Origin of the sequence: Bacillus sp. EKM206B, assembly GCF_011066015.1 — a bacterium.
GTDB lineage: Bacteria > Bacillota > Bacilli > Bacillales > Bacillaceae > Bacillus > Bacillus velezensis.
The window spans coordinates 279,014-303,252 of record NZ_JAAMNL010000004.1; the positions used below are offsets into that span (position 1 = coordinate 279,014).

Annotated in this window: 31 protein-coding genes and 1 pseudogene; 8 read left to right on the forward strand and 24 right to left on the reverse strand. The window is 47.6% G+C overall.

All coding sequences use genetic code 11. The features are described from left to right. Window positions 1-56: 56 nt before the first annotated feature. The 16 genes from sigF to G9F50_RS10510 all read right to left on the reverse strand — a co-directional run bounded on the left by sigF (window position 57) and on the right by G9F50_RS10510 (window position 13,747). Window positions 57-824, reverse strand: a complete 768-nt coding sequence (gene sigF, locus G9F50_RS10435) for an RNA polymerase sporulation sigma factor SigF (RefSeq protein ID WP_003153348.1) — start codon at window positions 822-824, stop codon at window positions 57-59. A gap of 11 nt (window positions 825-835) precedes the next feature. Beyond that, entirely contained in the window at window positions 836-1,276 is a 441-nt protein-coding gene (spoIIAB, locus tag G9F50_RS10440; protein ID WP_003153347.1) for an anti-sigma F factor, read from the reverse strand. Next, on the reverse strand, window positions 1,273-1,626 hold the full coding sequence (spoIIAA, locus tag G9F50_RS10445; RefSeq protein WP_007409411.1) for an anti-sigma F factor antagonist: 354 nt from the start codon (window positions 1,624-1,626) through the stop codon (window positions 1,273-1,275). The genes spoIIAB and spoIIAA overlap by 4 nt, the downstream gene beginning before the upstream one ends. Before the next feature lie 95 nt (window positions 1,627-1,721). Beyond that, a complete protein-coding gene (locus G9F50_RS10450) occupies window positions 1,722-2,891 on the reverse strand; it encodes a D-alanyl-D-alanine carboxypeptidase family protein (protein WP_007409410.1) in 1,170 nt (389 codons plus the stop codon). 136 nt (window positions 2,892-3,027) lie between these two features. Then, window positions 3,028-3,846 (reverse strand): purine-nucleoside phosphorylase, encoded by an 819-nt coding sequence (locus G9F50_RS10455; RefSeq protein ID WP_007409407.1) that lies wholly within the window; start codon window positions 3,844-3,846, stop codon window positions 3,028-3,030. Window positions 3,847-3,857: 11 nt separating this feature from the next. Then, entirely contained in the window at window positions 3,858-5,042 is a 1,185-nt protein-coding gene (gene deoB, locus G9F50_RS10460; RefSeq protein WP_015417748.1) for a phosphopentomutase, read from the reverse strand. Window positions 5,043-5,209: 167 nt separating this feature from the next. Then, a complete protein-coding gene (gene xerD, locus G9F50_RS10465) occupies window positions 5,210-6,100 on the reverse strand; it encodes a site-specific tyrosine recombinase XerD (protein ID WP_012117897.1) in 891 nt (296 codons plus the stop codon). A 7-nt stretch (window positions 6,101-6,107) separates the two neighbouring features. Then, window positions 6,108-6,335, reverse strand: a complete 228-nt coding sequence (locus G9F50_RS10470; protein ID WP_003153331.1) for a YqzK family protein — start codon at window positions 6,333-6,335, stop codon at window positions 6,108-6,110. Between the two features lie 114 nt (window positions 6,336-6,449). After that, window positions 6,450-6,899, reverse strand: coding sequence for a ferric iron uptake transcriptional regulator (gene fur, locus G9F50_RS10475; RefSeq protein ID WP_003153330.1), 450 nt, complete (start codon window positions 6,897-6,899; stop codon window positions 6,450-6,452). Window positions 6,900-7,011: 112 nt separating this feature from the next. Continuing rightward, on the reverse strand, window positions 7,012-7,656 hold the full coding sequence (spoIIM, locus tag G9F50_RS10480; RefSeq protein WP_007409404.1) for a stage II sporulation protein M: 645 nt from the start codon (window positions 7,654-7,656) through the stop codon (window positions 7,012-7,014). A 33-nt stretch (window positions 7,657-7,689) separates the two neighbouring features. Further along, a complete protein-coding gene (locus G9F50_RS10485) occupies window positions 7,690-7,959 on the reverse strand; it encodes a hypothetical protein (RefSeq protein ID WP_032862885.1) in 270 nt (89 codons plus the stop codon). Window positions 7,960-8,015: 56 nt separating this feature from the next. After that, window positions 8,016-8,306: a hypothetical protein gene (locus tag G9F50_RS10490; protein WP_060562027.1), complete on the reverse strand. Its 291-nt coding sequence runs from the start codon at window positions 8,304-8,306 to the stop codon at window positions 8,016-8,018. A gap of 112 nt (window positions 8,307-8,418) precedes the next feature. Continuing rightward, a complete protein-coding gene (locus tag G9F50_RS10495; protein ID WP_007409402.1) occupies window positions 8,419-9,732 on the reverse strand; it encodes an NAD-dependent malic enzyme in 1,314 nt (437 codons plus the stop codon). 12 nt (window positions 9,733-9,744) lie between these two features. Then, window positions 9,745-11,151: a Na+/H+ antiporter NhaC gene (nhaC, locus tag G9F50_RS10500; protein ID WP_060562026.1), complete on the reverse strand. Its 1,407-nt coding sequence runs from the start codon at window positions 11,149-11,151 to the stop codon at window positions 9,745-9,747. A 141-nt stretch (window positions 11,152-11,292) separates the two neighbouring features. After that, window positions 11,293-12,720, reverse strand: coding sequence for an aspartate ammonia-lyase (gene aspA, locus G9F50_RS10505; RefSeq protein WP_165417731.1), 1,428 nt, complete (start codon window positions 12,718-12,720; stop codon window positions 11,293-11,295). 37 nt (window positions 12,721-12,757) lie between these two features. Next, window positions 12,758-13,747, reverse strand: coding sequence for a type I asparaginase (locus G9F50_RS10510; protein WP_060562024.1), 990 nt, complete (start codon window positions 13,745-13,747; stop codon window positions 12,758-12,760). A gap of 176 nt (window positions 13,748-13,923) precedes the next feature. Here G9F50_RS10510 and G9F50_RS10515 point away from each other — a divergent pair, with 176 nt between their 5' ends. Further along, window positions 13,924-14,277 carry a helix-turn-helix domain-containing protein gene (locus G9F50_RS10515; protein ID WP_007409399.1) on the forward strand — a complete coding sequence of 118 codons (354 nt, stop codon included), beginning with the start codon at window positions 13,924-13,926 and terminating at the stop codon, window positions 14,275-14,277. A gap of 10 nt (window positions 14,278-14,287) precedes the next feature. On the opposite strand, the gene G9F50_RS10520 is transcribed toward G9F50_RS10515, so the two are convergent. Then, window positions 14,288-15,451: a TIGR00375 family protein gene (locus G9F50_RS10520; protein ID WP_060562023.1), complete on the reverse strand. Its 1,164-nt coding sequence runs from the start codon at window positions 15,449-15,451 to the stop codon at window positions 14,288-14,290. Beyond that, window positions 15,451-16,005, reverse strand: a complete 555-nt coding sequence (locus tag G9F50_RS10525; protein WP_003153317.1) for an NUDIX hydrolase — start codon at window positions 16,003-16,005, stop codon at window positions 15,451-15,453. Before G9F50_RS10525 ends, G9F50_RS10520 begins: the two co-directional genes overlap by 1 nt. A gap of 78 nt (window positions 16,006-16,083) precedes the next feature. On the opposite strand from G9F50_RS10525, the gene mciZ reads away from it, so the two are divergent. After that, entirely contained in the window at window positions 16,084-16,206 is a 123-nt protein-coding gene (mciZ, locus tag G9F50_RS10530) for a Z-ring formation inhibitor MciZ (protein ID WP_060562022.1), read from the forward strand. A gap of 62 nt (window positions 16,207-16,268) precedes the next feature. Then, window positions 16,269-17,189 (forward strand): aldo/keto reductase, encoded by a 921-nt coding sequence (locus tag G9F50_RS10535; RefSeq protein ID WP_060562021.1) that lies wholly within the window; start codon window positions 16,269-16,271, stop codon window positions 17,187-17,189. A 32-nt stretch (window positions 17,190-17,221) separates the two neighbouring features. On the opposite strand, the gene G9F50_RS10540 is transcribed toward G9F50_RS10535, so the two are convergent. Further along, entirely contained in the window at window positions 17,222-17,446 is a 225-nt protein-coding gene (locus G9F50_RS10540; RefSeq protein ID WP_007409396.1) for a YqkE family protein, read from the reverse strand. Between the two features lie 122 nt (window positions 17,447-17,568). On the opposite strand from G9F50_RS10540, the gene G9F50_RS10545 reads away from it, so the two are divergent. Beyond that, window positions 17,569-18,483 (forward strand): alpha/beta hydrolase, encoded by a 915-nt coding sequence (locus G9F50_RS10545; protein ID WP_060562020.1) that lies wholly within the window; start codon window positions 17,569-17,571, stop codon window positions 18,481-18,483. A gap of 39 nt (window positions 18,484-18,522) precedes the next feature. Here the strand turns inward: G9F50_RS10545 and G9F50_RS10550 are convergent, their stop codons facing one another. The 5 genes and pseudogenes from G9F50_RS10550 to G9F50_RS10570 all read right to left on the reverse strand — a co-directional run bounded on the left by G9F50_RS10550 (window position 18,523) and on the right by G9F50_RS10570 (window position 20,956). Further along, window positions 18,523-18,762, reverse strand: a complete 240-nt coding sequence (locus G9F50_RS10550; protein WP_003153307.1) for a DUF2552 family protein — start codon at window positions 18,760-18,762, stop codon at window positions 18,523-18,525. Continuing rightward, window positions 18,737-19,099, reverse strand: a complete 363-nt coding sequence (locus tag G9F50_RS10555) for an iron-sulfur cluster biosynthesis family protein (protein WP_014305346.1) — start codon at window positions 19,097-19,099, stop codon at window positions 18,737-18,739. The genes G9F50_RS10550 and G9F50_RS10555 overlap by 26 nt, the downstream gene beginning before the upstream one ends. A 74-nt stretch (window positions 19,100-19,173) precedes the next feature. Continuing rightward, window positions 19,174-20,139, reverse strand: a pseudogene (locus tag G9F50_RS10560) (GNAT family N-acetyltransferase); the annotation flags it as partial. Beyond that, the gene (locus tag G9F50_RS10565; RefSeq protein WP_060562018.1) at window positions 20,136-20,435 is read right to left on the reverse strand and encodes an antibiotic biosynthesis monooxygenase family protein; all 300 of its coding nucleotides are present in this window, start codon (window positions 20,433-20,435) and stop codon (window positions 20,136-20,138) included. The pseudogene G9F50_RS10560 and the gene G9F50_RS10565, both read right to left, overlap by 4 nt. A 50-nt stretch (window positions 20,436-20,485) precedes the next feature. Next, window positions 20,486-20,956, reverse strand: coding sequence for a GNAT family N-acetyltransferase (locus G9F50_RS10570; protein WP_012117908.1), 471 nt, complete (start codon window positions 20,954-20,956; stop codon window positions 20,486-20,488). A 215-nt stretch (window positions 20,957-21,171) separates the two neighbouring features. Between G9F50_RS10570 and G9F50_RS10575 the strand changes: the two genes are divergently transcribed. From G9F50_RS10575 to G9F50_RS10590, 4 genes are all read left to right on the forward strand, one after another. Beyond that, on the forward strand, window positions 21,172-22,398 hold the full coding sequence (locus tag G9F50_RS10575; protein WP_060562017.1) for a DNA polymerase IV: 1,227 nt from the start codon (window positions 21,172-21,174) through the stop codon (window positions 22,396-22,398). A 15-nt stretch (window positions 22,399-22,413) separates the two neighbouring features. After that, entirely contained in the window at window positions 22,414-22,758 is a 345-nt protein-coding gene (locus G9F50_RS10580) for a YolD-like family protein (protein WP_060562016.1), read from the forward strand. Between the two features lie 99 nt (window positions 22,759-22,857). Continuing rightward, window positions 22,858-23,064, forward strand: a complete 207-nt coding sequence (locus G9F50_RS10585; RefSeq protein ID WP_003153294.1) for a YqzH family protein — start codon at window positions 22,858-22,860, stop codon at window positions 23,062-23,064. A gap of 73 nt (window positions 23,065-23,137) precedes the next feature. Then, window positions 23,138-24,208 (forward strand): AI-2E family transporter, encoded by a 1,071-nt coding sequence (locus tag G9F50_RS10590; protein ID WP_060562015.1) that lies wholly within the window; start codon window positions 23,138-23,140, stop codon window positions 24,206-24,208. Window positions 24,209-24,239: the final 31 nt, after the last annotated feature.

The following is a 24,239-nucleotide window of genomic DNA, read 5'->3' on the forward strand; positions in this document are numbered from 1 at the left end:
CAAAAGACCATAAATTACCACCGATGCACAAATAAAAAAAGCCGGCCCGTAAAAGGTCAGCTTTCCGTATGATCCATCTGCACTTTAATCTGCTTTAATATTTTTTTCTCCAGCCTCGATACCTGGACTTGGGAAATCCCGAGCCGTTCGGCTACTTCCGACTGTGTCTGATCTTTATAATATCTCAGATAGACAATGAGTTTTTCCCGTTCTTCCAAATCACTGATCGCTTCCTTGAGGGCGATTTTGTCAAACCACTTCTCTTCTGAATGATCGGCGATCTGATCAAGCAGGGTGATCGGGTCTCCGTCATTTTCATACACGGTCTCATGAATGGATGAAGGCGCCCGCACCGCTTCCTGCGCAAGCACCACATCCTCCGCATCAATTTCTAAATGGTCCGCGATTTCCTGGACGGTCGGCACTCTTCCGTATGTTTTTGACAGTTCATCTTTCGCCCGGCGTATTTTATTGCCGAGCTCTTTTAAAGATCTTGATACTTTGACGGTTCCGTCATCGCGGATGAAGCGCTGGATTTCTCCGATAATCATCGGCACGGCATAAGTTGAAAAACGGACATCATAGGACAAATCGAATTTATCAACGGATTTTAACAATCCGATACAGCCGATCTGAAACAGATCGTCCGGCTCATAGCCTCTGTTTAAGAACCTTTGAACGACGGACCACACAAGACGCATGTTTTTTTCTATGAGGAGGTCTCTTGCCTGCTGGTCGCCCTCTTGGCTCTTTTTGATTAATTCTTTGACTTCATGGTCCTTGAGCTGCGCGTTTTTGCTGTTTTTCTTAACCTCCACATCCATAACAAATCTCCTTAATTACAAAGCGCTTTGCTTTTTGATAGGTGTTTTGTTAAGCGTATCGTCGTTCCCATCTCCGGCGAGGAATCAATCGTGACATCATCCATGAAGTTTTCCATAATGGTAAAGCCCATTCCGGAGCGCTCAAGCTCGGGTTTTGTCGTAAAGAGCGGCTGGCGCGCTTCCTCAAGATCCGTGATCCCGAGGCCTTCGTCACGTATGGTCAGATAGACGACATGATCCTCCAGCGTAACGGAGATGTACACCTTTCCGTCGCAGTTTTCTTCATAGCCGTGGATGATCGCGTTTGTTACCGCTTCTGATACGACGGTCTTGATTTCCGTCAGCTCATCCATCGTCGGGTCGAGCTGTGCGATAAAAGAAGCAACTGTTACGCGCGCAAACGATTCGTTCTGACTGAGGGCTGAAAATTCAAGATGCATCTCGTTTTTCATGATGCCACCCCCAACGTTAAAAGCGCTTTTTGTTCTGATTGTTCGAACCTGATGATTTTAAACAGGCCGGACATGTCAAACAGACGTCTCACCGCGGGCGAAATCGCGCACACGACCATTTCTCCGCCGAGCTGTTTAATTTGTTTATAACGCCCTAAAATCACGCCGAGGCCGGAGCTGTCCATGAAGGTAAGATCTTCAAGGTTCAGCACGATGTGACGGATGCCGTCAGCCTCCAGCGATTCAGTAACCTTTTGTTTTAATGATTCTGCCGTATGATGGTCGAGTTCACCTGTTAATCGAATACAAAGCACGGATTCTTTGACATGAAAGTCAATTCCAAGGCTCATGCTCATTCCTCCTTGATATGATCGGATAATGAGTGTTTCGATTTTCGGGAAAGCAATTCCTTCACTATGACAAAACTAGTGCCCGTTCGCCACGATTATTTAAATTTTGTCCAATCTCCCATTGTCCGCTTCAGAAAAGTGAGAAAACCCGCTTTTTCCATGTCGTCTTTTGCCGTGACCGGGCTTTCAACGAGCACCTTTCCGTCTTTTTTCAGAACGAGGCTGCCGAGCACCTCTCCTTTTTTAACCGGAGCCGTTACATTGCCGTTGATTTTCACTTCTTTTTTTACTTTGTCCATGTTCTCTCCCTTTTTGGCCAGAAGAGAAATCGGCTCAGATGTGGTCAGCTTGATCAGTTTCTGTTTTCCTTTTTTTACTTTTACCGTTCCGACGATTTGATCCCGTTTGTACAGCGGGTGTGTTTTAAACTGGCTGAAGGCGTAATCAAGCATTTTGGTCACTTGGGCATTTCTTTCTTTCGGAGTGCTGGCTCCGAAAACAACAGCAATAACCCTCATATTTCCTTTTTTAGCGGTGGCGGTTAAACAATACTTCGCTTCGCCTGTAAAGCCCGTCTTCACGCCGTCTACACCCGGATAAAATTTGATCAGCCGGTTTGTATTGACGAGCCAGAACTTTTTGTCTGTATTTTCTCTTAAATAATCCTCATACGTTCCCGTAAATTGAGTGATTTTATCATACTTTAATAATTCCTTCGCCATTTTCGCCATGTCATAAGCAGAGCTGTAATGGTCTTTTTCAGGCAGTCCCGTCGGGTTTTTGAAGGAGGTATCTTTCAATCCCAATTCTTTTGCTTTTTTGTTCATCCGGCTGACGAAATCCTCTTCTGAACCGGCAATATACTCCGCCATTGCGACGGATGCGTCATTTCCGGAAGCTATCGCAATTCCTTTGAGCATTTCTTTTACCGTCATTTCTTCTCCGGGTTCAAGGAAAATCTGTGATCCGCCCATGGACGCGGCATGTTCACTCGTCCTGACTTTATCGCTCATCTTTATTTTCCCTTTGTCAAGCGCTTCCATGATTAAAAGCATGGTCATAATTTTTGTCATGCTTGCCGGCGCCAGACGCTCCCGGCTGTTCTTGTTATAAAGAATGCTTCCCGTATCGCGTTCAATCAGCACGGCGCTTTTGGCTTCATGAGCGAGCTCCGATGTATGTTTTCCGTCCGGCTTTGCAAAAGCGGACGGTGCTGATGCCGTTAATAAAATGCCAATCAACAAAGTGGATATAAGACGTTTCATCTCCAAAGCCCTCCATTTCATAATCCTTTTTATTTTTTCCAAATCCGGTGGTTTTATACGCCTCATCTGGAAAATGTTTCGTGTTGAGGGCACAAAAAAACAGCTGCTTCCGAAGAAACAGCTGACTTATGCTGACTTATTTTTGAGATCGTGCGACTACGGCTTTTACAAGCTTCAAAAAGCCGCCTTTTACTTTTTCCGTCATTTCCATTACTTCTTCATGGGATAACGGCTGGTCAAGAATACCTGCCGCCGCGTTGGAAATGCATGAGATGCCGAGCACGCGCATCCCCGCGTGGTTGGCGACGATGACTTCCGGCACGGTCGACATGCCGACAGCGTCAGAACCCATCGTTCTTAAAAACCGAACCTCAGCCGGCGTTTCGTAAGACGGCCCCGTAACAGCTGTATACACCCCTTTTTGAACAGGAATGCCCAGCTCATCGGCCGTTTTTTCAGCCAAGCCTGACAGCTCTTTGTCATAGGCTTCTGACATGTCCGGGAATCTCGGTCCGAATTCAGCTTCGTTAGGCCCGATTAACGGGTTGGTGCCCGTAAAGTTGATGTGGTCTGTAATAATCATCAGATCGCCGGCGCGGAATTCAGTGTTGATACCGCCGGCTGCGTTCGTCACAACGAGAGATTCAACGCCGAGTGCCTTCATCACGCGGACGGGAAATGTGACCTGATCCATTGAGTAGCCTTCATAGTAATGAAAGCGGCCCTGCATCGCGATGACCTGCACGCCTTCAAGCGTTCCCATCACAAGCTGGCCGGCATGGCCTTCTACCGTTGAGACCGGAAAATCAGGGATCGTTTCATATGTAAGCTTGACAGCTCCTTCAATTTCATCGGCCAATACGCCGAGCCCTGACCCTAAAATCAGACCGATCTTTGGTGTTTCTTTCACGTGTTCTTTAATAAATGCAGCAGCACGTTCGATCTTTTGTTTCAAAAAAAGTCCCCCTACTGTAATCTTGATAAAAAACTTTTTCCGTATTCCGGCTTTTCCGTTTTGAAATTATCCGCAATGGTTGCGCCGATATCGGCAAATGTATCCGCAAGCGGCAGCTGTTCAGTGTGTTTGTGCTTTTTGCTGTACACAAGAAGCGGCACATACTCCCTCGTGTGATCCGTGCCGTGATGGACAGGATCATTGCCGTGATCCGCAGTGATAATAAGCAGATCGTCTTCTTTCATTTTTTCAAACACTTCCGGAAGCCTCGCGTCGAATTCCTCGAGCGCTTTTCCGTACCCTTCCGGATCGCGGCGGTGTCCGTACAGCGCGTCAAAATCAACGAGATTGGCAAAGCTCAGGCCCGTAAACTCTTCACCGAGCGTTTCAATCACTTTGTCCATGCCGTCCATATTAGATACCGTGCGGCGGGAAGATGTAATGCCTTCTCCGTCATAAATATCAGAAATTTTGCCGATGGAAATGACGTCTAATCCGCTGTCTTTCATTCCGTTCATTACCGTGCGGCCGAACGGTTTGAGCGCATAATCATGACGGTTCGGCGTGCGTTTGAAGCTGCCCGGTTCTCCGACGAACGGTCTTGCGATAATCCGGCCGACCATGTATTTCGGATCAAGCGTCAGTTCTCTGGCCGTTTCACAGATGCTGTACAGTTCGTCAAGCGGAACGACATCTTCGTGAGCCGCAATCTGCAGTACGGAATCTGCTGATGTATAAACGATCAGCGCACCCGTTTCCATATGTTCTTTTCCGAGCTCGTCCAGAATCGCCGTGCCTGAAGCCGGCTTATTTCCGATGATTTTCCGTCCTGAACGCCGCTCAAGTTCCTGAAGAAGTTCATCCGGAAATCCTTCCGGGAACACTTTAAACGGTTTTTCAATGTAGAGGCCCATAATCTCCCAGTGCCCCGTCATCGTATCTTTCCCGTTTGACGCCTCCTGCATTTTTCCGTAGTACGCAAGAGGGTGCTCCGTTTTTTCCACGCCCTTAATGTCTCCGATCAGTCCGAGACCGAGCTGCGCCATATGGGGCATATGTAAGCCGTTCATGTGCTCTGCGATGTGTCCGAGCGTATTTGCGCCTATATCATTAAAATCGGCGGCGTCCGGCGCTTCACCGATTCCGACAGAATCCATTACGATCAAAAATACCCGGTTATATTTGTATTCAGACATCATAAAAGCCTCCTTTTCTTCCATCTGTCCATTGTAGCTTACAGAGGTCAGACAACTCAAGTATAAACCGTTTACATTCTTGTTGACAATGCCGATTCAAATAATTAGAACCTTCTCTGTATTCCGCCAATCCGGCAAAAAAGCCGCGGCCCCTCTGGCAGCGGCTCCTAAGCGCGCGGATGATACTGTTTGTACACGTCCTTCAGCCTTGTTTTCGTCACATGCGTATAAATTTGCGTCGTGGAAATATCGGCATGTCCGAGCATCTCCTGCACGGCGCGCAGATCCGCCCCGTTTTCGAGCAGGTGCGTTGCAAAGGAGTGCCGGAGCGTGTGCGGTGTCAGCTCTTTTTTAATCCCCGCTTCAAGTGCGATTTTTTTCAGGTTTTTCCAAAATCCCTGACGGCTGATCTGCCTGCCGTGATGATTCAGAAAAAGCGCTTCGGTTACATTTTTCTTTAATAATTTCCCTCTGGCTTTTTCAATGTATGCTTCTATCGCATGGGAAGCGGCTTCACCAATCGGCACAATCCGCTCTTTCCGCCCTTTTCCGAAGCAGCGGACGAATCCCATCGTCAAATGGACGTCGGATAATTTCAGCTCGATCATCTCGCTGACCCTGATGCCGGTCGCGTACAGCAGTTCAAGCATGGCTTTATCCCTGAGACCGAACGGGCTGTCAAGCTTAGGCGTGTCCAATAACCGCTCAACTTCGTGAAGCGCCAATACTTTTGGAAGCGTCCGCTCTGTTTTTTGTGTTTCAATATGTACCGAAGGATCTTTATCCGCGGCTTTTTCCCTTAACAGAAATTGATGAAAAGACCGGATTGACGCCAAATGCCTCGCAGACGTCTTGCCGGATTTCCCGGAGTCCTTTATATGCTTTAAATATTGAATAATATGAAGACGGGTCACATCATTCCATGAAGTGATCTGAAGGGTTTCAGTTAAGAAGAGAGAATAACTTTTCAGATCACGCTCATAGGACATCATCGTATTTTGGGACAGCCCTCTTTCAACCCTCACATAATGGATGAAATCCTTAATTTGATCCTTCACTCTTGATCTACTCCCCGTTTTGGTAAAAAAAGATCAATCGGCCGAACCAGCCGTCTTTTTCCTCATGTTCCGTTTTGGCCACTTTGACGGCGGAGCCTTCCGGTTTATCGTACCGATGATAGTTTTCATACTCTGAATTCACCCATATCATAGCATAATAGAACAGCGCGGTAAAACCTGTGAACAGAATAAACACTTTGATCGTATCCGCGGCTGTTTTCAGGAATCTGCCCATCTTTCGATCGACCCTTTCTTTGGCGGCTGTTAGTACACCTTATGCCAATTTCAAAGGCTTTTATACATAAAAACAGCAAAAAACCCTTTCCTGGCAGAAAAGGTTCGTAGGCTTTTACTCTGTTTCATCCCCGCGGCAGCGGTGGCAGATTCCGTGAAAAGTCAATCTATGATCTTTAATTTTAAATTTCCAATCACGTTCAATCACTTCTTCAACGTCTTCAAGCAGATCTTCTTCAATTTCATCGACGGCTCCGCACTCCATGCACACCAAATGGTGATGAAAGTGAGCCGCGCCTTCTTTGCGAAGGTCGTAGCGGGATACGCCGTCCCCGAAGTTAATTTTATCAACGACTTTTAATTCTGTTAATAATTCTAATGTACGGTATACTGTAGCGAGACCAATTTCAGGAGATTTCTCTTTTACGAGGAGGTATACATCTTCTGCGCTTAAATGGTCTTCTTCGTTTTCAAGCAGCACTCTTACCGTTGCTTCCCGCTGTGGCGTAAGCTTGTAGCTTGACGAGTGCAGCTGCTTTTTAATTCGATCAATACGGTTTTCCATGTCTTTCCCTCCTACGCCGCATTCCATGACTCATTATAACAAAATACGCGCAGAGTTCCAACTATAATTATTATAAACTGATAAATAAAAGTATTATTTTATGATAATCATTCTAAAATATGCGTGATGACAGCTTTTCCATAAACAGCGGAGACACGTACGCCTCGAGCAGCGAGGCGATGACCGAGAAGAAAACGATGAGAATCAGCACGAAGGCGTAGCGTCCGAACCATTGGATCGGCGCGTCATGAAGGCTGCGTTTGACAAACAGCTGCCGGATCAGTTTCAGCGAAAAAGCGATGGAGCATGTCCCCATGATAAGATATGCCGGAATGAGAACGATGTTTTGCGGCAGAACCGATATAAATGACAGGAAAAACCCGTTCATCCCCATTTGATTCACTAAAAAACCGACCGTGAAGCCGACGACGATTCCTTTCAAAAACACCATAATGAAAATAACCGGAAGACCGATCACGGAAATACCGAGGATCCACATCAGCCCCAAATATTTTACATCATGAAAGACGGCCTGCCAAAACATTTCTGAAGCGCCGGCATGTTTTCCGTCAGACAGCTGTCCGAAAAACTTGCTTAAATAGTAATACAAATCTTCTTTCTGCGTGATGGTCATGCTGTTGACGATGATCGCCCCGAAAATGACCCCCATTAAAAACAAGACGAACACAAATATATAAAGTGACAGATGATCCTTTACATGGCGAAAAAACAGTTCTTTGTACGATTGTTTTCTCATACCGCTTTCCTCCCGCTAATCTATTGACTTGATTTAGTAGATTGTATGAAAGAAAAGAGAAAACATGACAGAGAAATCATAGAAAGGCGCGAGATTCGGGCATAAAAAAAGAACCCCGTCATCACTCCGGTGATCATAGGGGTTCCTTTTTTTATGCTTTATTCTTTCAAGCCTGTCTTTTTTGGTTTTCGTCACTCTTTCATGGGTGCTGAAAGACGGCGCCGTCCCCCTTGACAGGACTGCGTCACGCATCCCGTTTCTTTTGAGATGCTCCCGCATTTTTTTCGTTTTGCTCTTCGCCATGTGCCAATCGCTCCTTTTTCCCTTTTCTTTATCATAACAAAAAAATCCAGATGTGTTCATGAATACGGCTCTTGTTTCGACCGGTAAGCGCGCAGAGACGTTTTGGCAGATGAATAGCTCCCCATTGCGGCGTATCCGTAAAAAAACCCCATGAAAATCCCCGCATACACGTGTTCATGATGACCGAAAACGATAGACACAACATTTCCGGCAGCAAGGGCAATCGTGGGAACGAATATGCCCGGAACCCGACAGAACACTTTGATCAGCTGTGTGACGCATAAGACGACCGGCACGCCGATCACAGCATCCCAAATATTTGTATGGATCAGCGGAAAATAATCCACATCGTCACCTCTTTATTCCGTCTTTTGCTATCTGTTAGCCTGCCTAAGAATTCCGCTTCCTATTCATGATAAAAAAACAGCACCGGCACATGTCCGGTACTGTAAGAGTTGTTTATTTCCCTGCCGCGGCCCGTTCTACGGCTGCTGATACGGCTTGATGCACGTCGGCATCCAAAGGCTGAGGCACGAGATCGCCGTGTTTTGTGCAAGAGGCGATGGCTTCTGCGGCCGCCACAAGCATTTCATGGTCGATTTTCTTGCTTTTGGCGTTCAGCGCGCCGCGGAAAATCCCCGGGAAGCCGAGAACATTATTGACCGAACGGCCGTCAGCTGCATAAGCGGCTCCGGCTTGTAATGCCTCTTCCGGTTCAATCTCCGGCTTCGGATTAGATAAAGCCAGAATGACGTGTCCTTTTCTGACATCCTCTTTTTTAATGAGACCCGGAACTCCTGTGGTGCTGATCACAATGTCACACGTGTCCATTAATTCTTTGATGCTTCCAAGCGGCTGACCTCCGTACTGAGCGAGGCGGTTCATTGCGTCTTCTGACTTGTCCGTTCCGCAGACCGCTTTGACTCCGTATGCCATAAACATGCGGCAGATGGCGACGCCTGCCGCGCCGAGACCGATCTGACCGACCTTCGCTTCTTTTAAATCAAGACCGGCGCTTTTACAAGCGGAAATGGCGGCGGCGAGCGTGACGACCGCCGTGCCGTGCTGGTCATCGTGCATAACCGGAATGTCCAGTTCTTCTTTCAGGCGGTCTTCAATGTCAAAGCAGTGGGGCGAACCGATATCTTCAAGCAGAATTCCGCTGAACCCCGGGGAAATATGTTTTACCGTGCGAATGATTTCTTCCGGATCAGAGGTATCGAGCAAAATCGGAATTCCGCTGATACCCGCCAGCTGGTCAAAAAGCGCGGCTTTCCCTTCCATTACGGGCATTCCGGCGACAGAGCCGATATTGCCGAGACCGAGAATCGCCGTTCCGTCGGTGACAATGGCGACAGAATTGCTGATTGTCGTATAGATGGACGCTTTTTCAGGCTCGTTTTCAATCAGTCTGCACACATCGGCGACACCCGGCGTATAAACACGGCCAAGCTCAGCCAGTGTCCGGATCGGCATTTTGCTTTTCATCTGAATTTTGCCGCCTTCATGAGCAGAGAGCACTTCATCTGAGACTGTATGAAGCCGGATGCCTTCACCGAGAGCTTCAATGGCTTGAATGATTTCCTGCAGCTGCTCTTCATTTTCGGCCTGCACCGTAATGTTGCGCATTGTGTAGTTCGGGCCGACTTTAACGGTTTCAACTTCCCCGATATCTCCGCCCATCACTCCGATGGCGGTTGCCACTTTTCCGAGATTTCCGGGAACAGTCGGCGTTTCAATCATTAACGTCCGAATCATATGCTTTGTAATCATGAAATGAACCTCCTAACCCAATTTTTGAGATTGCAAGGATTTTTCTTTCGTGTACCAAATGAATTTCCCCGTGTATCCGTACAATATTGCCAGTCCGATAGATACAAAACTGAGCCACATGAACGGCAGATAAGAAAATGTGGATACGCCGAGAATGCCGGCCATATAGATGCCGTTATCAGACCACGGCACCATCCCTGAAGTAAGCGTGCCGCCCACCTCTGCGTTCCGGGATAAAACTCTTCTGTCAAGTTTCAGTTTATCATAACTGTTCTCCATGATTTTCGGCGTCAGGATCAATGACACGTACATCGCACACCCGAAAATGTTTCCTAAAAGGGCGACGATCAATGTCGAAAGCGTCACATTTCCCGGTGTAGTCAGCTTTTTCTCAAAAGTTGAGACAATCACTTTTAATACGCCGAGCTTCTCAAGAATTCCTCCAAAACCGAGACCGAACAGGATAACGACTAACGTATCCAGCATACCGGTAATGCCTCCGCGGTTTAACAGGCCGTTTAAAAATTCGACGTCCGTTTTAATAGAAAAACCATTATAAGCAGTCGCGAGGGCACTGGCAAAATTCATTCCCTGAAAGACGGAAGCCCAGATTGCGCCAAGCAAAGCACCGATGATAATAACGGGCATAGACGGCTTTTTCAAAATCAGAAGGACAACGACGACAACAGCCGGAATGAGCATCCATATATGAATGTCAAACGTTTTCTGCAATGAAGATTTTAAAAATTCCACTTTGTCGAGATCAATATTTTTTCCGCCGTATATAAATCCCGTTACGGTAAACAGAATGGCCGTAATAATATAGGACGGAATTGACAGATACATCATCGCTCTTACGTGTGACAGCACATCCACCTTAGAAAGCGTGGAGGCAAGCACCGTACTGTCAGACAGCGGTGAAAGCTTGTCTCCGAAGTAAGCGCCGGACAAAACGGCTCCCGCTACGATCGGAAGCGGTATACCCATTCCCTCTCCGATGGCAATCATGGCGATCCCCGCGGTTCCCACGGTTCCCCACGACGTTCCGGTCGCAACGGACATAACGGAACAAATCACCAGTGTAGCCAGAAGGAAAATATGAGGATTAATAAACTCTAAACCATAATAAATTAACGTCGGCACAACGCCGCCGGCAATCCATGTCCCGATGAGCGCACCGACCGAAACGAGAATCAATACCGCTTCAAGACCGTTTGATATGCCGGTGACAATCGAAGCCTGCAAGTCTTTATATGAATATCCCAGCCTGACTCCAAGAATAATAGCGAAAAACCAGGATATTAATAGAGCTAGCTGGATCGGCAGGTCTAAAAACACTGTGAACGATAAGACAAGTGCTAAAAACCCGAATAATAAAATAATAATTTCCAATAAATTTGGCAATCTGGCCTCTTTCACAAGAAAATCCCCCTAGAAGAAAAAAGCTAAAACGCTTTCATCAAATGATATAACAAATTATACTATACTGCCTCATCCCTTTGTATGGCAACCGCCTATTCACTAAAAAACGTGAAAAGGCGGTTGTTGTTGCTTTAAAATTTATTTTTCTAATAGATCTTTCCCGGCAATTCCCGGTTTTGTCATTTCATATGGATTCAAAATGATATCCAATTCTTCTACTGTCAGTACATCATTTTGAAGGCAAAGATCTCTTACAGATTGCCCCGTCATGATTGCTTCACGGGCAATTCGCGCAGCCGCTTCATACCCGAGGTGCGGATTGACCGCTGTAATGACGCCGACGCTTTTTTCCACGTATTGCTTCAGACGTTTTTCGTTGGCTTCAATTCCCGCCAGACAATGATCGGTAAATGAACGGAACCCGTTATTCATGATGCTGATGGATTGAAGCAGGTTAAATACGAGTACTGGCTCCATTACGTTAAGCTCCAGCTGGCCCGCTTCTGAAGCGAGGCAGATCGTATTGTCATTCCCGATGACCTGGAAGGCGATTTGGTTGATCAGCTCTGCCATTACAGGGTTGACTTTCCCAGGCATAATGGATGATCCCGGCTGACGGGCGGGCAATGAAATTTCCGCAAGTCCCGCGCGCGGACCTGAAGCCATTAAGCGCAGATCGTTGGCGATTTTCGACATGTTCATCATGCATACTTTCAACGCGGCTGAAACTTCCGTATACGCATCAGTGTTTTGTGTGGCGTCAACCAAATGGCCGGCGCCGACAAGCGGCAGTCCGCTGATGTCAGCCAGGTGCTTCACAACCTGTTCTATGTAGCGCGGATCGGCGTTAAGTCCCGTACCTACGGCCGTTGCCCCCATGTTTACTTCATACAGATGCTGGCGGGATTGTTTAATTCGCTTTATGTCACGCTCAAGCACGCGGCTGTATGCTTCAAATTCCTGTCCGAGACGGATCGGCACAGCGTCCTGAAGGTGTGTGCGCCCCATTTTAATGACAGAATCAAATTGTTTCGCTTTATCTTTAAAGACACTGAGCATATGCGCCATCGTATCAAGGAGCTTATCCAAAAGTTTCAAGGTTGAAATATGGATTGCCGTCGGAAACACGTCGTTCGTCGATTGTGACATGTTGACGTGTGTGTTCGGGCTGAGGTGAATGTATTCACCTTTTTTATGGCTCATGATTTCAAGGGCCCTGTTGCCGATTACTTCGTTGGCATTCATGTTCATGGACGTTCCGGCTCCCCCTTGGATCGGATCGACGATAAATTGGTCATGCCATTTTCCCTCAAGAATTTCATCTGCGGCCTGTACAATCGCATTTCCGATTCCTTCATACAGCCGTTTTACATCCATGTTGGCAAGCGCCGCCGCTTTTTTGACGATGGCGAGCGCATTAATCATTTCTTCGTGGATGCGGTAGCCGGTAATCGGAAAGTTTTCTTTCGCGCGCAGCGTTTGTATTCCGTAATACACATCAGCTTCAATTTGTTTTTCTCCGAGGAAATCTTTTTCCTGACGATATTCTTTTTGCGCGTTTGTCATGCTAAAACCCTACTTTCTCTTTGTGGTAGTCATGTTTTTACAGTACAACGTCGTCTGCGATCGGTGTCTCCATAATGTTTTTGACTTCAGCCAAGTTGTGAGACTGGCCGAGCGCCCACATTAATTTCGGCACGATGGCTTCCGTGTTCATATTTCTGGAGCGGATAATGAGATCTTGATTGACTCTTCGGCCGACTTCATAGACGCTCATGTCCTCTCCTTCTTCAAGACATTGTGTCGTAATGGCGACGACAATGCCGCTTTCAATCATTTCATTGACTTTGGCGAGAATGTCTCTTCCTTCAAACGGCACGCCGCCGCTGCCGTAGCTTTCAATGACGATTCCTTTGTACATGCCCTTTAATGCGTCAAACATTTCCGGTTTCAGCCCCGGGTGTAGCTTGAGCAGGCACACGTCCGTGCAAAGTGAAGTATTGACCGTAAAAGCATCGTCTTTTGGCATGTGCACTTGTTTGTTGTATTCAATTCCGTTTTCGGTAATAAACGCGATATACGGATAGTTAATGCTCTCAAATGCATCATAGCTTTTCGTTCTTAATTTAATGGCGCGTGTGCCTTGAATGACTCTGCCGTCAAATACGACGTATACGCCGCCCACCCCTTCACATGCGAAGCGGATCGCGTCCGTGATATTTTTTTTGGCATCGGTTTTTTGAAATGTAATCGGGATTTGCGAACCCGTAATGACGATCGGTTTATCAGCATGCTGAAGCATATAAGACAGTGCCGCTGATGTATAGGCCATTGTGTCTGTTCCGTGCGTAATGACGAACCCGTCATATGCGTCATATTTTTCTTTGACAGCATTTGCGATTTCGGCCCAGTATTCAGGCTGCATATTTGTGCTGTCGATGTTCATTAACGAATGGGTTTCCATCGTGTAATCGTTATCAAGTTTTGATACGTAGGTTAACAATTCGTCTGCTTTCACCCCGGGTGCAAGCCCGTTTTCTCCTTCGACTGAGGCGATTGTTCCTCCGGTTGTTAACAGCAATAATTTTTTCATACCCTGCACCTCTTCATCCATTTCTCAAGATGTGTTAAGCATTCGCTTTTCGCATACTTTTAATCAAATTATAGACAGACGAATGAAATTAATCAAGTGATTATTATTCAATTCGCGTACACTTTTGCATATCGATATGATATAATTTGCTCAAGTGAAAAGGAGCGGTTTTGAATATGAATTTAGATCGTTTAACTGAACTGAGAAAAAAGAAAAATTGGTCTCTTCAATATACGGCTGACCGTCTCGGCATCGCCAAAAGCACGTACGCCGGGTATGAATCAGGATACCGGCGTCCGTCATTCGAGGCGCTGGGCACGCTTGCCGATCTGTTTGACACGACGTGCGACGATTTACTCGGGCGCACTGAAAAAAAGGCGGAGCCGTTTGCCCAGACCATCGAATTAACAAACGCCGCACAAGGCCGCGGCACACTGACCGTTGACGGACAGCCGCTGAATCAGGATGAAATCATCGAATTGATTGCGTTTGTCCGCACGAAAAAGAAGGTGCAGGAGGAGCTCCGCTAAAAATCGGCTTTTACGGCTTGATTCTGCCGTACGTCCCTCCGCCCCCGGCCTCAAGGACGAGCTGCCCGGTGCGCGCTTTATGAATGACAGCCGCTATTTTAGGCTGGACGACACGCGCCAATTCCTCTTCTTGCGCCTGATGTAGAATCGCCATCTCCGTTCCGAAAGCCCGCTTCAGTTTTTCTAACGTTTTCGGCCCGACCCCGGGAATGAACTGCAGCGGGATTTGATGAATATACGGCGGCCGCGGCACGCGGCTTTTTTTCGGACCGCTCAGTTCCTCCAGCCGTTCACTGACCCCTTTTGTCATTGTTTTCCCCCCGCACTCCGGACATACGGTAGCTCCTTTTTCAACCGGGCTGCCGCAGCGGTCGCAAGCCGTCCGGTAATACTTCCCGAGCTTCGGGTTCAGCCCGTAATTCGCCGTGATTTTTCTTCCGTCCTTCCCTTTTAAAGCCAGCGAAAATTCCGTGAAATTCGCTTCTTTAAGAAGCATTTCATTATATTCTCTGCCGATTTTTCCTAAGGAATGCGCATCAGAATTTGTTAAAAATGTATACGGATCAAGTTCTGTTACCCGCGAAGCCATGTCGGTGTCACAGCTTAACCCGAGTTCCGCCGCGTCAATGAGCGACGGGTCGAAAACTTCTGTCAAAGAAGATATGACCCCTTTTCCGTACAGGCTTTTATGCGGGGTGAACATATGGGCGGGAATAAACAGGCCGCCCAATTCCTTTGTTTTCCTTTGAAGATTCAAACCGGTTTCATAAATGCGCTGGGAACTGAGATGGATATTTTTAAGCCTTTTTGCAAGCCACTCAGAAAACATCTTCATTTCGGCAAGAGACGGCATAAAGACGAGAACGTGAATCGGCCCGCGGCATGTGTGATCATAGATTTCAAGCTCACTGCCCAACAGAAGCGTCGTATTCCGATACCGGATGCCGCCTTCTTTCAGCTCACGGTATCTGCCTTCATCAATTCCGCGCTCGATTTCTTCTATGACTTCCGGGGAATGGCAGTCGATAATGCCCAATAGTTCAATTCCCTTCCCCTCACTGGCTTCTTCTAAAATCCGGTGCAGCGTCAACGTTTTGGCCCCGGTGATTTTGACCGGTTTTCCCGTATAGGTGCGGCCGATATGAATATGCAGATCCGCATAGATGGTTTTCATCATTTTTCCTTCAGCGCTTCTTTCAGCTGGAGATACTGAATCGCGTACGCCGTTTTTGCGTCATACACCCTGCGGGATTCAATCAGCTTCACGGCCTCTTCAAGCGTGACCTGCATGACTTCGACAAATTCATCCTCATCCAGCTCTCGTTTTTCTTCCAGCGGCGAAAGCCCTTCCGCAAGAAAGAGATGCACGATTTCATCAGCAAACCCGGGTGATGTATAAAAAGCGGTGATTTTCGTCAAGGTTTCCGCCGTATATCCCGTTTCTTCCTCGAGCTCTCTTAACGCCGTATGTTCCGGCTCTTCCCCCTTTTCAAGCTTCCCGGCCGGAATTTCAACGATTGTCCGTTCCAGCGGCTTTCTGAACTGGTTCACCAAAATGATTTTTCCTTCCTCGGTCACCGCAAGTACGGCCACTGCTCCCGGATGTTTGACGATTTCCCGCTTGCTTGTTTTTCCGTTCGGGAGCTCTACGTCCTCTAAGTAAAGATCTATGACTTTCCCGTCATACAGCTTTTTTTTCGCAAGTGTTTTTTCTTCTAAATGTTTCATCATGTCATCTCCCGTTCTGTCTCTCTATTATGCCTCATATATTTTATCATACATGCATGAGAGGGAGGTGCTTTTCGATTGAAGGTGTACCGGAAGGATAAGAGTATCGTATTGGTCGGAAAGGCGTGGGAAGTGCGGGCTAAACTGAAAGAATACGGACGGGCATTCCGCTATGTCGGAGATTGGATCACCGGGCCTTAACAGTTGAAAACTTCGCGCCTTTATATTACGGTCAATAAAAGACTATAAAAAGGAGCGAAACGATGAGAAAACGCACACTGGGACATTCTGATTTAGAAATAAGCGAAATCGGGCTCGGCTGTATGTCGCTGGGCACGGATAAAGCTAAAGCGCTGTCTATTTTGGATGAAGCGATCGAGCTTGGAATCAATTATTTAGATACCGCTGATCTTTATGATTTCGGCAGAAATGAGGAAATTGTCGGGGAGGCCGTCAAAAACCGCAGGCACGACATCATTTTAGCCACGAAAGCCGGAAACCGCTGGAATGATGATAAAGACGGCTGGCATTGGGACGCTTCCAAGGGCTACATAAAAGAAGCGGTCAAAAACAGCCTGCGCCGGCTGAAAACGGACTATATCGACCTTTATCAGCTGCATGGGGGCACGATGGAAGACCATATTGACGAAACGATCGAAGCATTTGAGGACTTAAAACAGGAAGGTGTCATCCGGTATTACGGCATTTCCTCGATTCGTCCGAATGTTATTAAAGAATATGTGAAAAAATCAAATATCACCAGCGTTATGATGCAATACAGCCTGCTGGACCGGCGTCCCGAGGAGTGGCTTCCCCTTTTAGAGGAGAACGGAATCAGCGTAGTCGCAAGAGGGCCTGTCGCTAAAGGGCTTCTTACGGAAAAACCGCTTGATCAAGCGGCCGCAAGCGTAAAAGAGAACGGCTATTTAACATATTCTTTTGCAGAACTGGAAGAAACCAAAAAAGCGATCAGCGCTGCCGCACCTGACTTGAGCATGACGGAGCTTTCTCTTCAATACTTGCTGTCACAGCCGGCCGTCGCTTCTGTCATCACCGGAGCCAGCTCACTTGAGCAGCTGAGAGAAAACTGTTCGGCTGCAGAGACCCGGCGTTTAAGCAGCCAGGAAATCAAAGCCCTGCAATACCATACAAAACGGGACGTATACGAAGCCCATCGTTCTTAAATAATAAAACCGGCACCTTTTCAGATGCCGGTTTATTTATATTTGTGCCAATCGAGACTGCTTTCATTCAGCAGCTCTTCAAAGCTTTTATGTTTTTCTTTTTCTTTTCGTTTTCTGATTTGTTCCGCCTTTTGCTGCGCCTGTTTTTTCTCGTCTTCTTCCTTCAGCTCACTTTTCATTTGCAAAAGCCTGGCCTTCAGATCTTCCTCCAGATCGTCTTTTAAGCTGTGTTTTTCTTTAGGCAGCTGCTTTTTCATCATTACGCCCCCCGTATCTGAATATGGTGAAGCAAGTGTACCACGGAGCGCCGGAGGCCGGCAACGTTCACGGTCCTGAATAGCCGGAGGAGGGATTTTCCATATGAAAGGAGGGTGCCTGTGTGAAAAAATGGCTGGCGGTGTTCGGTTCAGCTTGCGCAGTCTTTTTGGCTGCCGGATTCGCTTTTACGAATCTGATTATGTTTATGAAGAAAAAGACGGATGAAGATATCATGAAAAAAGAAACGGCGGACGGGCATGATAGATTTGATTCCTTTCAGGCCATGGAAAAAGAAGAGGCCGTCATCCTGTCACGCCACGGGTATGAGATCAAAGGCTTTTACGTCGCCCCGCATCATACGGCAAACACCATGATTATTTGTCACGGCGTTACCGTAAATTCGTTCAATTCATTGAAATACATGGATTTATTTTTAGATTTAGGCTGGAATGTGCTCGTATATGACCACCGCAGGCACGGAAAAAGCGGCGGCAGAACGACGAGCTACGGCTATTTTGAAAAAGATGATTTGGAAGAAGCCGTGAATTGGGTGAGACACAAAACCGGAGACGGCGGTCAAATCGGCATCCACGGGGAATCGATGGGGGCGGTGACGGCCTTATTATACGCGGGCGGGCATCAGGATGAAAACGGCGCTGATTTTTATATTGCGGACTGTCCGTTCGCAAGCTTTCGCGATCAGCTCGCCTACAGGCTGAAACGGGAGTTCCGGCTGCCTCCGTGGCCGCTTCTGCCTTTGGCTGATTTCTTTTTGCGGATGAGAGAAGGCTACCGTATCCGTGATGTATCTCCTCTATCGGTTATCAGCCGCATCCGGCAGCCCGTGCTGTTTATTCACAGTAAGGAAGATGATTATATACCCTCCGCTTGTTCCGAATTGCTGCACCGCACAAAACGCGGCCCTAAGATGCTCTATCTGGCCGAATCGGGCGGGCATGCCATGTCGTACACCAAAAATCCGGAGAGCTACCGTAAAGCCGTTCAAACCTTTTTAGATACCATGACGCAAACGTAAAAAAGCGAAAGAACGTATGCTGGTTCTTTCGCTTTCCCGTCATAAAACGTCGGTAATCCCGTCCATATTTTCTCCGATCCAGTCAATGGCGAGGTCGATTGTCGTAAACTCCTGCGCTTTGAAGGTCATCTCATCTTGAAGCAGCCAGACATCCTTCTGAACGGATTCAGCCCCTCCGATGGACCAGTGCAGCAGACTGTACGGGTGGTTGTTGTTCAGAAAGGATACCCACGTTTTATGCTGTGCCGTCTGTTTAATGGCTTTCAGCTTTTGATTCACTTTCCGTTTCTCCCTGCTTTACTAATATGCTCATTCTCGGGCTCAGCATCTCTGCCGGGCTTTTTAAGACGAGCGTTTTTGCCTTTTCATTGTAATCGATTGTCATTTCCTCGTCAAAAAACACTTTTTGTGAGGTCTGGATGTAAAGCGGAAGTCCGTTGGTTTCAATGGCTTCGCATTGTCCCGTTAATTCGTCCGCCAGCCAGATGGTCGGCACGCCGCTCACCGCGCACCCGCAGCCTTCTGCGTCATAGCGGAGCTGCGCTTTTTTCCCCGGGTTGGCGTCCATCGCCTGCTGAAGTGTGTGTTTCGCCGCATCCGTCACATGTATTTGCATAGATGATCCTCCGTTTTTCATTTTCGCCATTGTAGCATACCGAGCCGCTGTATGCATTGTTTCTGCTTTCTTTACAGCAGCCCGCTCTCCCAGACCTTTGCCTCTTGTTCAGCCGCCTTGATCCAGTCATTTTTCCCTTCACTATACTTTGCCATATCGTATGGGTACGTCTTAGCGAGGTGCCGTTTCAGTTCCATGTATTGAGCCGCTTTTTCAGGCTTTGCGGTGAGGTAATCCCGGAACAGCAGATGACGCTTCACGTCCGGATGGCCTGTTTCGTATATGTGAACGTGGTGTGTGCGCCTGTTGCCGCCTTTTTGAAAGAAACGCCGGCTCTCTATCCCGTTTTCCCCTTTCGCCTCATAGCCGAGTGCTTCCAGCTGCGGACTGAATCGGTCAGCGTCCGAAATATCTTTAACCTCCGCCAGTATATCGATGACGGGTTTGGCGGCCATCTGCGGGATGGAGGTGCTGCCGATGTGGCTGACAGAATGAAGTGCTGGGCCGAAGATTCGGATCAAGTCCGTCTTCTCTCTTTCAAATATTTCTTTCCATTCCGGCTTGTACGGAACAACTTCCGCTTTCCTCTTCGGATAAAGATGAAAAAACGAGAGGGTCAGCCCTTCCGGCGTCTCTATCTGTCCGGCTTCTGTGAAACCTGTTTTTAAATAGAGAGAGACTGCCGGAACGTTTTGGCTGGCGGTAGCCGCCTCTATTTTTTGGGCGTCCCGGTTTTGATTTATCACAAATTGAATAAGCGCCCGTCCGATTCCTTTCCGAAAGCCGGACGGGTGCACCGTCAGCCTGCATATGACAAGGTCATATCCCTTTTTTTCATACGAAATGACGCCTGCAAGCTGATCTTTTTCCTTGAAACCGGCAAACGGCTCCCGTGACCGCTGTATATCATCGGGTGTTTCATGCAGGGCGGGAATGCCGAAAAAGCCGATCAGCTCTGCTTCTTTTTGATAAGCGCAGCGCTGAACCGCCGCAATTTCCCGCGCGGTCTGTTCTTGTGTATGCTGTAAAAATGTAATCAATCTTCCGCCCCTTTTGACGCAAACATCCGCTGTGACTCCGTCTTCGTAATGCGGACCGCGTACGCTTCATACCAGGCAGTTTTTCCTTTTTGTTTTGCCGCCTGGTGGTCAGTATGATCTTTCCACCTTTTAATCGCCTCCAGGCTGTCCCAGTAGGAAACCGTGATGCCGCAGCCGTTTTCCTCCCGAACGCTTTCCGCGCCTAAAAAGCCCGGCTGTCCGCCTGCCAAATTCATCATGCGCTCTGCCGTATGTTCATATTCCTCATCATATTTTCCCTTTATTGATGAAAAAATGACCGCATAATAGGGCGCGTGTCAGCTAAAAAACTCATATTCATCCCCCTCTACATATATTTCACAAACAGAATCCGGTCTTCTCCCGGACCGTCATAATTCGCAAAAACAGGGATTCCGTTTACGGTTTTGGTTCCTTTTTCAGCTTCAAAGCCTAATTTTGTATGATAAGCGATTGATACTTTATTGACAGGCGCCGTCACGCAATTGACTTTTGTGCAGCCCCTTTTCTTCACCGTCTCCATAAATCGGTCGTAGAGCTGTTTTCCAATTTGCATTTTTCTGAAATCCGGATGCACACCGGAAAAATGAATGTAGGCCGTCTCAGGGTCTGATTGTGACTGAAAACCGATTAAAAAACCGGTCATTCCCTCCGGCCCGTACGTGATAAAGCTTGTGTCCTGAAAATGTTCAAAAAACAAGCGCGGCAGTTTGTCTTTCATCTGCCTGCCGCCCCACCATTCATTCAAAACAGACGTAACCATTTCATAGTCTTCAGAGGTAATTGTTCGAATATCCATTATCGATTGACTCTCCTTTTCGTCCGGCAAAATGAATGTCAGCTCTTCTCATTGGAATATAAAAAATTATATGTGGGTTGTTTGCAATTGTAAATGATTTCTTTTCAAGCGAACGAATCAGCACGTCTTCCAGCCGGGGAATGATTTACCAGTATAAACGTGATCATTGTTCGGGTACAATGAAAAACAGAACAAACGTTCCCGGAGGTTTTTTTATGGCTGATATTCTTCTTGTAGATATGCAATCGTTTTATGCGTCTGTGGAAAAAGCGGAAGCGCCTCATCTCAAAAGCCGGCCCGTGATTGTCTCGGGAGATCCCGAAAGACGCAGCGGCGTCGTGCTTGCGGCTTGTCCGCTCGCCAAACGATACGGCGTAAAAAATGCCGAACGGCTGGGGGAAGCGCAGGCCAAATGTCCCGACGCCGTTATTGTCCGTCCGCGGATGCAGCGGTATATTGATGTATCCGTCATGATTACCGAACTGTTTGAACGGTATACCGATCTTGTAGAACCCTACTCCATCGATGAGCAGTTTCTCGACGTGACCGGAAGCAGGCGGCTGTTCGGTGATCCTTTTACAATTTCCAAAAGCATTCAGCAAGCGATTATGCGTGAATTCGGCATTTATGCCCGTGTCGGCATCGGGCCGAATAAGGCGCTCGCGAAAATGGCTTGCGACCATTTTGCCAAAAAAAACGCATCCGGCATCCACAGATTGGATATGTCAAATATCAGGCAGGATCTGTGGCCGCTGCCGGTCGGAAAATTATTCGGCATCGGAAAACGGATGGAGCATCATTTAAGACGGATGGGCATCAGCACAATCGGCGGGCTTGCCGGACACCCCGCCGAATTGCTGAAAAAACGCTGGGGCATTAACGGCGAATTGCTTCAGCGGACAGCCCGCGGCATCGATCCCTCTCCGGTCACCGTCAACACGCACAGCCGGCAAAAAGCGATCGGCCATAACATGACCCTCCCGAGAGACTACAGCCGCTTTGAGGATATCAAAGTCGTGCTGCTGGAGTTAAGCGAAGAAGTGGCCCGCCGCGCCCGTTTCAAACAATACATCGGCCATACGGTTTCGGTCAGCATCAGAGGCGCTGATTTTGAATTCCCTTCAGGTTTTCACAGACAGAGAAAGCTGGTGTCTCCGACTAATTTCGGAATGGATATTTTTAAAGCGGCGGTCAAGCTCTTCAAAGAGCATTGGAACGGTGAGCCCGTCCGCAGCGCCGGCGTCTCCCTTTCCCAGCTGGAGCCTTGTGATTATGTTCAGCTGAGCCTGTTCGATGCCCAGGAAAAAAAGATCAGTCTCGGCAAAGTATTGGATGATATTCATGAGCGGTACGGCCCTGCGTCGCTCCTCCATGCCGCTTCACTGACAGAGGCCGGCCAAGCCTTTCACCGGGCTGAAAAAATCGGCGGGCATTACAAATAATTTGAGGTGATATACATGAATCCGAACAAATTAACACCCGGGTATAATGTCATGTGGGAATCAAGCCGGATGATGCTGCCCGAACACCGGGAGCAGCTGCTTGCGAAAAAACGAAAAGAACGGGAATTCCGGCCTCCGGAACTGAGCGAAGAGCAACTGAACGACATGAACCGCATCATTGCGGCGTCAATTGAAGAAGACAGGGCCATTTCGGTCACCTACGCTTCCGCACACGGCCCCCACCGCTTTTGGGGCTGGGTAAAACAAGTGATGCATGACGAAAAGCGTTTAAAAATCATAAACGATGAAGATGCGTTAACGCTGCCGTTTCATCGTATTCTCTCGGCTGAACTGGAATAAAAGCCTAAATTGTCCTGACAGAAAATATGATAGAAGAGTGGGAGGATCACATGATATTTAGTAGAATAAAGATGAATGACAAGAATAGGAGAATATATGATGGATCAATTTATAGAAAAAATGCTGGGACAAGCCCTCCGCCAGTATGGACGGAATGTGTCGACAGATCCGCTGAGCCCCTATGAAAAACAGAGTTTAAAAAAAGCTTTAGAAGAAAGAAGGAATGAAGAACCCGATGAGGATCTCCATGCCCATGTAGAAGATATTATCTACGATTACGTCACCAATCAAGGGCAGTTTTCCTGACACGGACGTTTATGCACCGGGCGATAAGGGAAATGTCCGAGAGTAAACCCTTAAAGATTGTGTGGTGCAGGATATGCCTGTCGGGCCTTATTTCAGGATCGGCTATGCCGTTCTTCTGTTATTTCTCATCATTTATCTCGGAACATTAATAGACTTTTTGTTCCAGCCTGTTGTGATTACGGTTAAAACCTTGTTTCCGCCCATTGTATTATCGGGCGTCCTTTACTATTTGTGCCGCCCGCTCGTCAGAGTGCTGCATGCGAAATTAAAGCTGCCCGAAGGAATCGCGATTTTAGCGATTTATGCGGGAACAGCCGGCCTTTTTGTCCTCTTCCTTTATACGGCGGGCCCTGCCGTTCAAAAACAGTTTACAGCCTTCACAGATCATATTCCGGAGCTTTCCGCAAAAGCTGAAAATTGGATCGGGCATCTCCAGGACAGCAAATGGTTTTCCCGGCTTCAGCATGGGGATTCCTTTAAAAAATTAGCAGACAAAGCCGCAAATTATTCCGGTTCAATCGCTGATTCTCTCAGCAGCCTGGCCGGTACGGCTGCCAATGCCGCCATCACCGCAGCCATTATTCCGTTTGCGCTGTATTACATGTTAAAAGAAGGAAACAAAGCCCCCCGGCGACTGCTGCGGCTTCTTCCGGAAAAACATCAAAAAGAAGGAAAACAAATCGTTCGGGACATGGATGAAGCTCTCAGTTCATACATACAAGGACAGCTGCTCGTCAGTTTCTGTGTCGGCGTTCTCGTCACAATCGGCTATTTTATAATCGGGCTCGATTATCCGCTCGTTCTGGGCGCGTTCGCCATGGTGACAAACCTGATTCCGTTTATCGGGCCTTGGATCGGCACATTTCCCGGAGTCATTGTCGGATTGTTCGATTCACCGACCGAGGCGGTGCTGGTGGTTACGGTCGTCGTCATTGTCCAGCAGCTTGAAAGCCAGCTGATTTCCCCGCAAATTATGGGACGGAAGCTGGACATTCACCCGCTGACCATTATTTTTCTTCTGCTTGCCGCCGGCAAATTCTCAGGAATTGCCGGGATGCTTCTGGCGATTCCGGGATATGCGGCCGCAAAAGTGGTCATAAGCCACATGCAGAAACTATTCATTCTCAGAAAAAAACAAAGCTAAGAGAGAAATGATTCATCCCCCATGTCTTCAC

Bases quoted from the DNA above. Each gene is read 5' to 3' on its own strand.
- sigF (WP_003153348.1), bottom strand. From the start codon at position 824: ATGGATGTGGAGGTTAAGAAAAACAGCAAAAACGCGCAGCTCAAGGAC.
- spoIIAB (WP_003153347.1), bottom strand. From the start codon at position 1,276: ATGAAAAACGAGATGCATCTTGAATTTTCAGCCCTCAGTCAGAACGAA.
- spoIIAA (WP_007409411.1), bottom strand. From the start codon at position 1,626: ATGAGCCTTGGAATTGACTTTCATGTCAAAGAATCCGTGCTTTGTATT.
- G9F50_RS10450 (WP_007409410.1), bottom strand. From the start codon at position 2,891: ATGAAACGTCTTATATCCACTTTGTTGATTGGCATTTTATTAACGGCA.
- deoB (WP_015417748.1), bottom strand. From the start codon at position 5,042: ATGTCTGAATACAAATATAACCGGGTATTTTTGATCGTAATGGATTCT.
- G9F50_RS10470 (WP_003153331.1), bottom strand. From the start codon at position 6,335: ATGGGCAGATTCCTGAAAACAGCCGCGGATACGATCAAAGTGTTTATT.
- fur (WP_003153330.1), bottom strand. From the start codon at position 6,899: ATGGAAAACCGTATTGATCGAATTAAAAAGCAGCTGCACTCGTCAAGC.
- spoIIM (WP_007409404.1), bottom strand. From the start codon at position 7,656: ATGAGAAAACAATCGTACAAAGAACTGTTTTTTCGCCATGTAAAGGAT.
- G9F50_RS10485 (WP_032862885.1), bottom strand. From the start codon at position 7,959: ATGGCGAAGAGCAAAACGAAAAAAATGCGGGAGCATCTCAAAAGAAAC.
- G9F50_RS10495 (WP_007409402.1), bottom strand. From the start codon at position 9,732: ATGATTACAAAGCATATGATTCGGACGTTAATGATTGAAACGCCGACT.
- aspA (WP_165417731.1), bottom strand. From the start codon at position 12,720: ATGACAAACGCGCAAAAAGAATATCGTCAGGAAAAAGATTTCCTCGGA.
- G9F50_RS10510 (WP_060562024.1), bottom strand. From the start codon at position 13,747: ATGAAAAAATTATTGCTGTTAACAACCGGAGGAACAATCGCCTCAGTC.
- G9F50_RS10515 (WP_007409399.1), top strand. From the start codon at position 13,924: ATGAATTTAGATCGTTTAACTGAACTGAGAAAAAAGAAAAATTGGTCT.
- G9F50_RS10520 (WP_060562023.1), bottom strand. From the start codon at position 15,451: ATGAAAACCATCTATGCGGATCTGCATATTCATATCGGCCGCACCTAT.
- G9F50_RS10525 (WP_003153317.1), bottom strand. From the start codon at position 16,005: ATGAAACATTTAGAAGAAAAAACACTTGCGAAAAAAAAGCTGTATGAC.
- G9F50_RS10535 (WP_060562021.1), top strand. From the start codon at position 16,269: ATGAGAAAACGCACACTGGGACATTCTGATTTAGAAATAAGCGAAATC.
- G9F50_RS10540 (WP_007409396.1), bottom strand. From the start codon at position 17,446: ATGAAAAAGCAGCTGCCTAAAGAAAAACACAGCTTAAAAGACGATCTG.
- G9F50_RS10555 (WP_014305346.1), bottom strand. From the start codon at position 19,099: ATGCAAATACATGTGACGGATGCGGCGAAACACACACTTCAGCAGGCG.
- G9F50_RS10570 (WP_012117908.1), bottom strand. From the start codon at position 20,956: ATGGATATTCGAACAATTACCTCTGAAGACTATGAAATGGTTACGTCT.
- G9F50_RS10575 (WP_060562017.1), top strand. From the start codon at position 21,172: ATGGCTGATATTCTTCTTGTAGATATGCAATCGTTTTATGCGTCTGTG.
- G9F50_RS10580 (WP_060562016.1), top strand. From the start codon at position 22,414: ATGAATCCGAACAAATTAACACCCGGGTATAATGTCATGTGGGAATCA.
- G9F50_RS10585 (WP_003153294.1), top strand. From the start codon at position 22,858: ATGGATCAATTTATAGAAAAAATGCTGGGACAAGCCCTCCGCCAGTAT.
- G9F50_RS10590 (WP_060562015.1), top strand. From the start codon at position 23,138: ATGCCTGTCGGGCCTTATTTCAGGATCGGCTATGCCGTTCTTCTGTTA.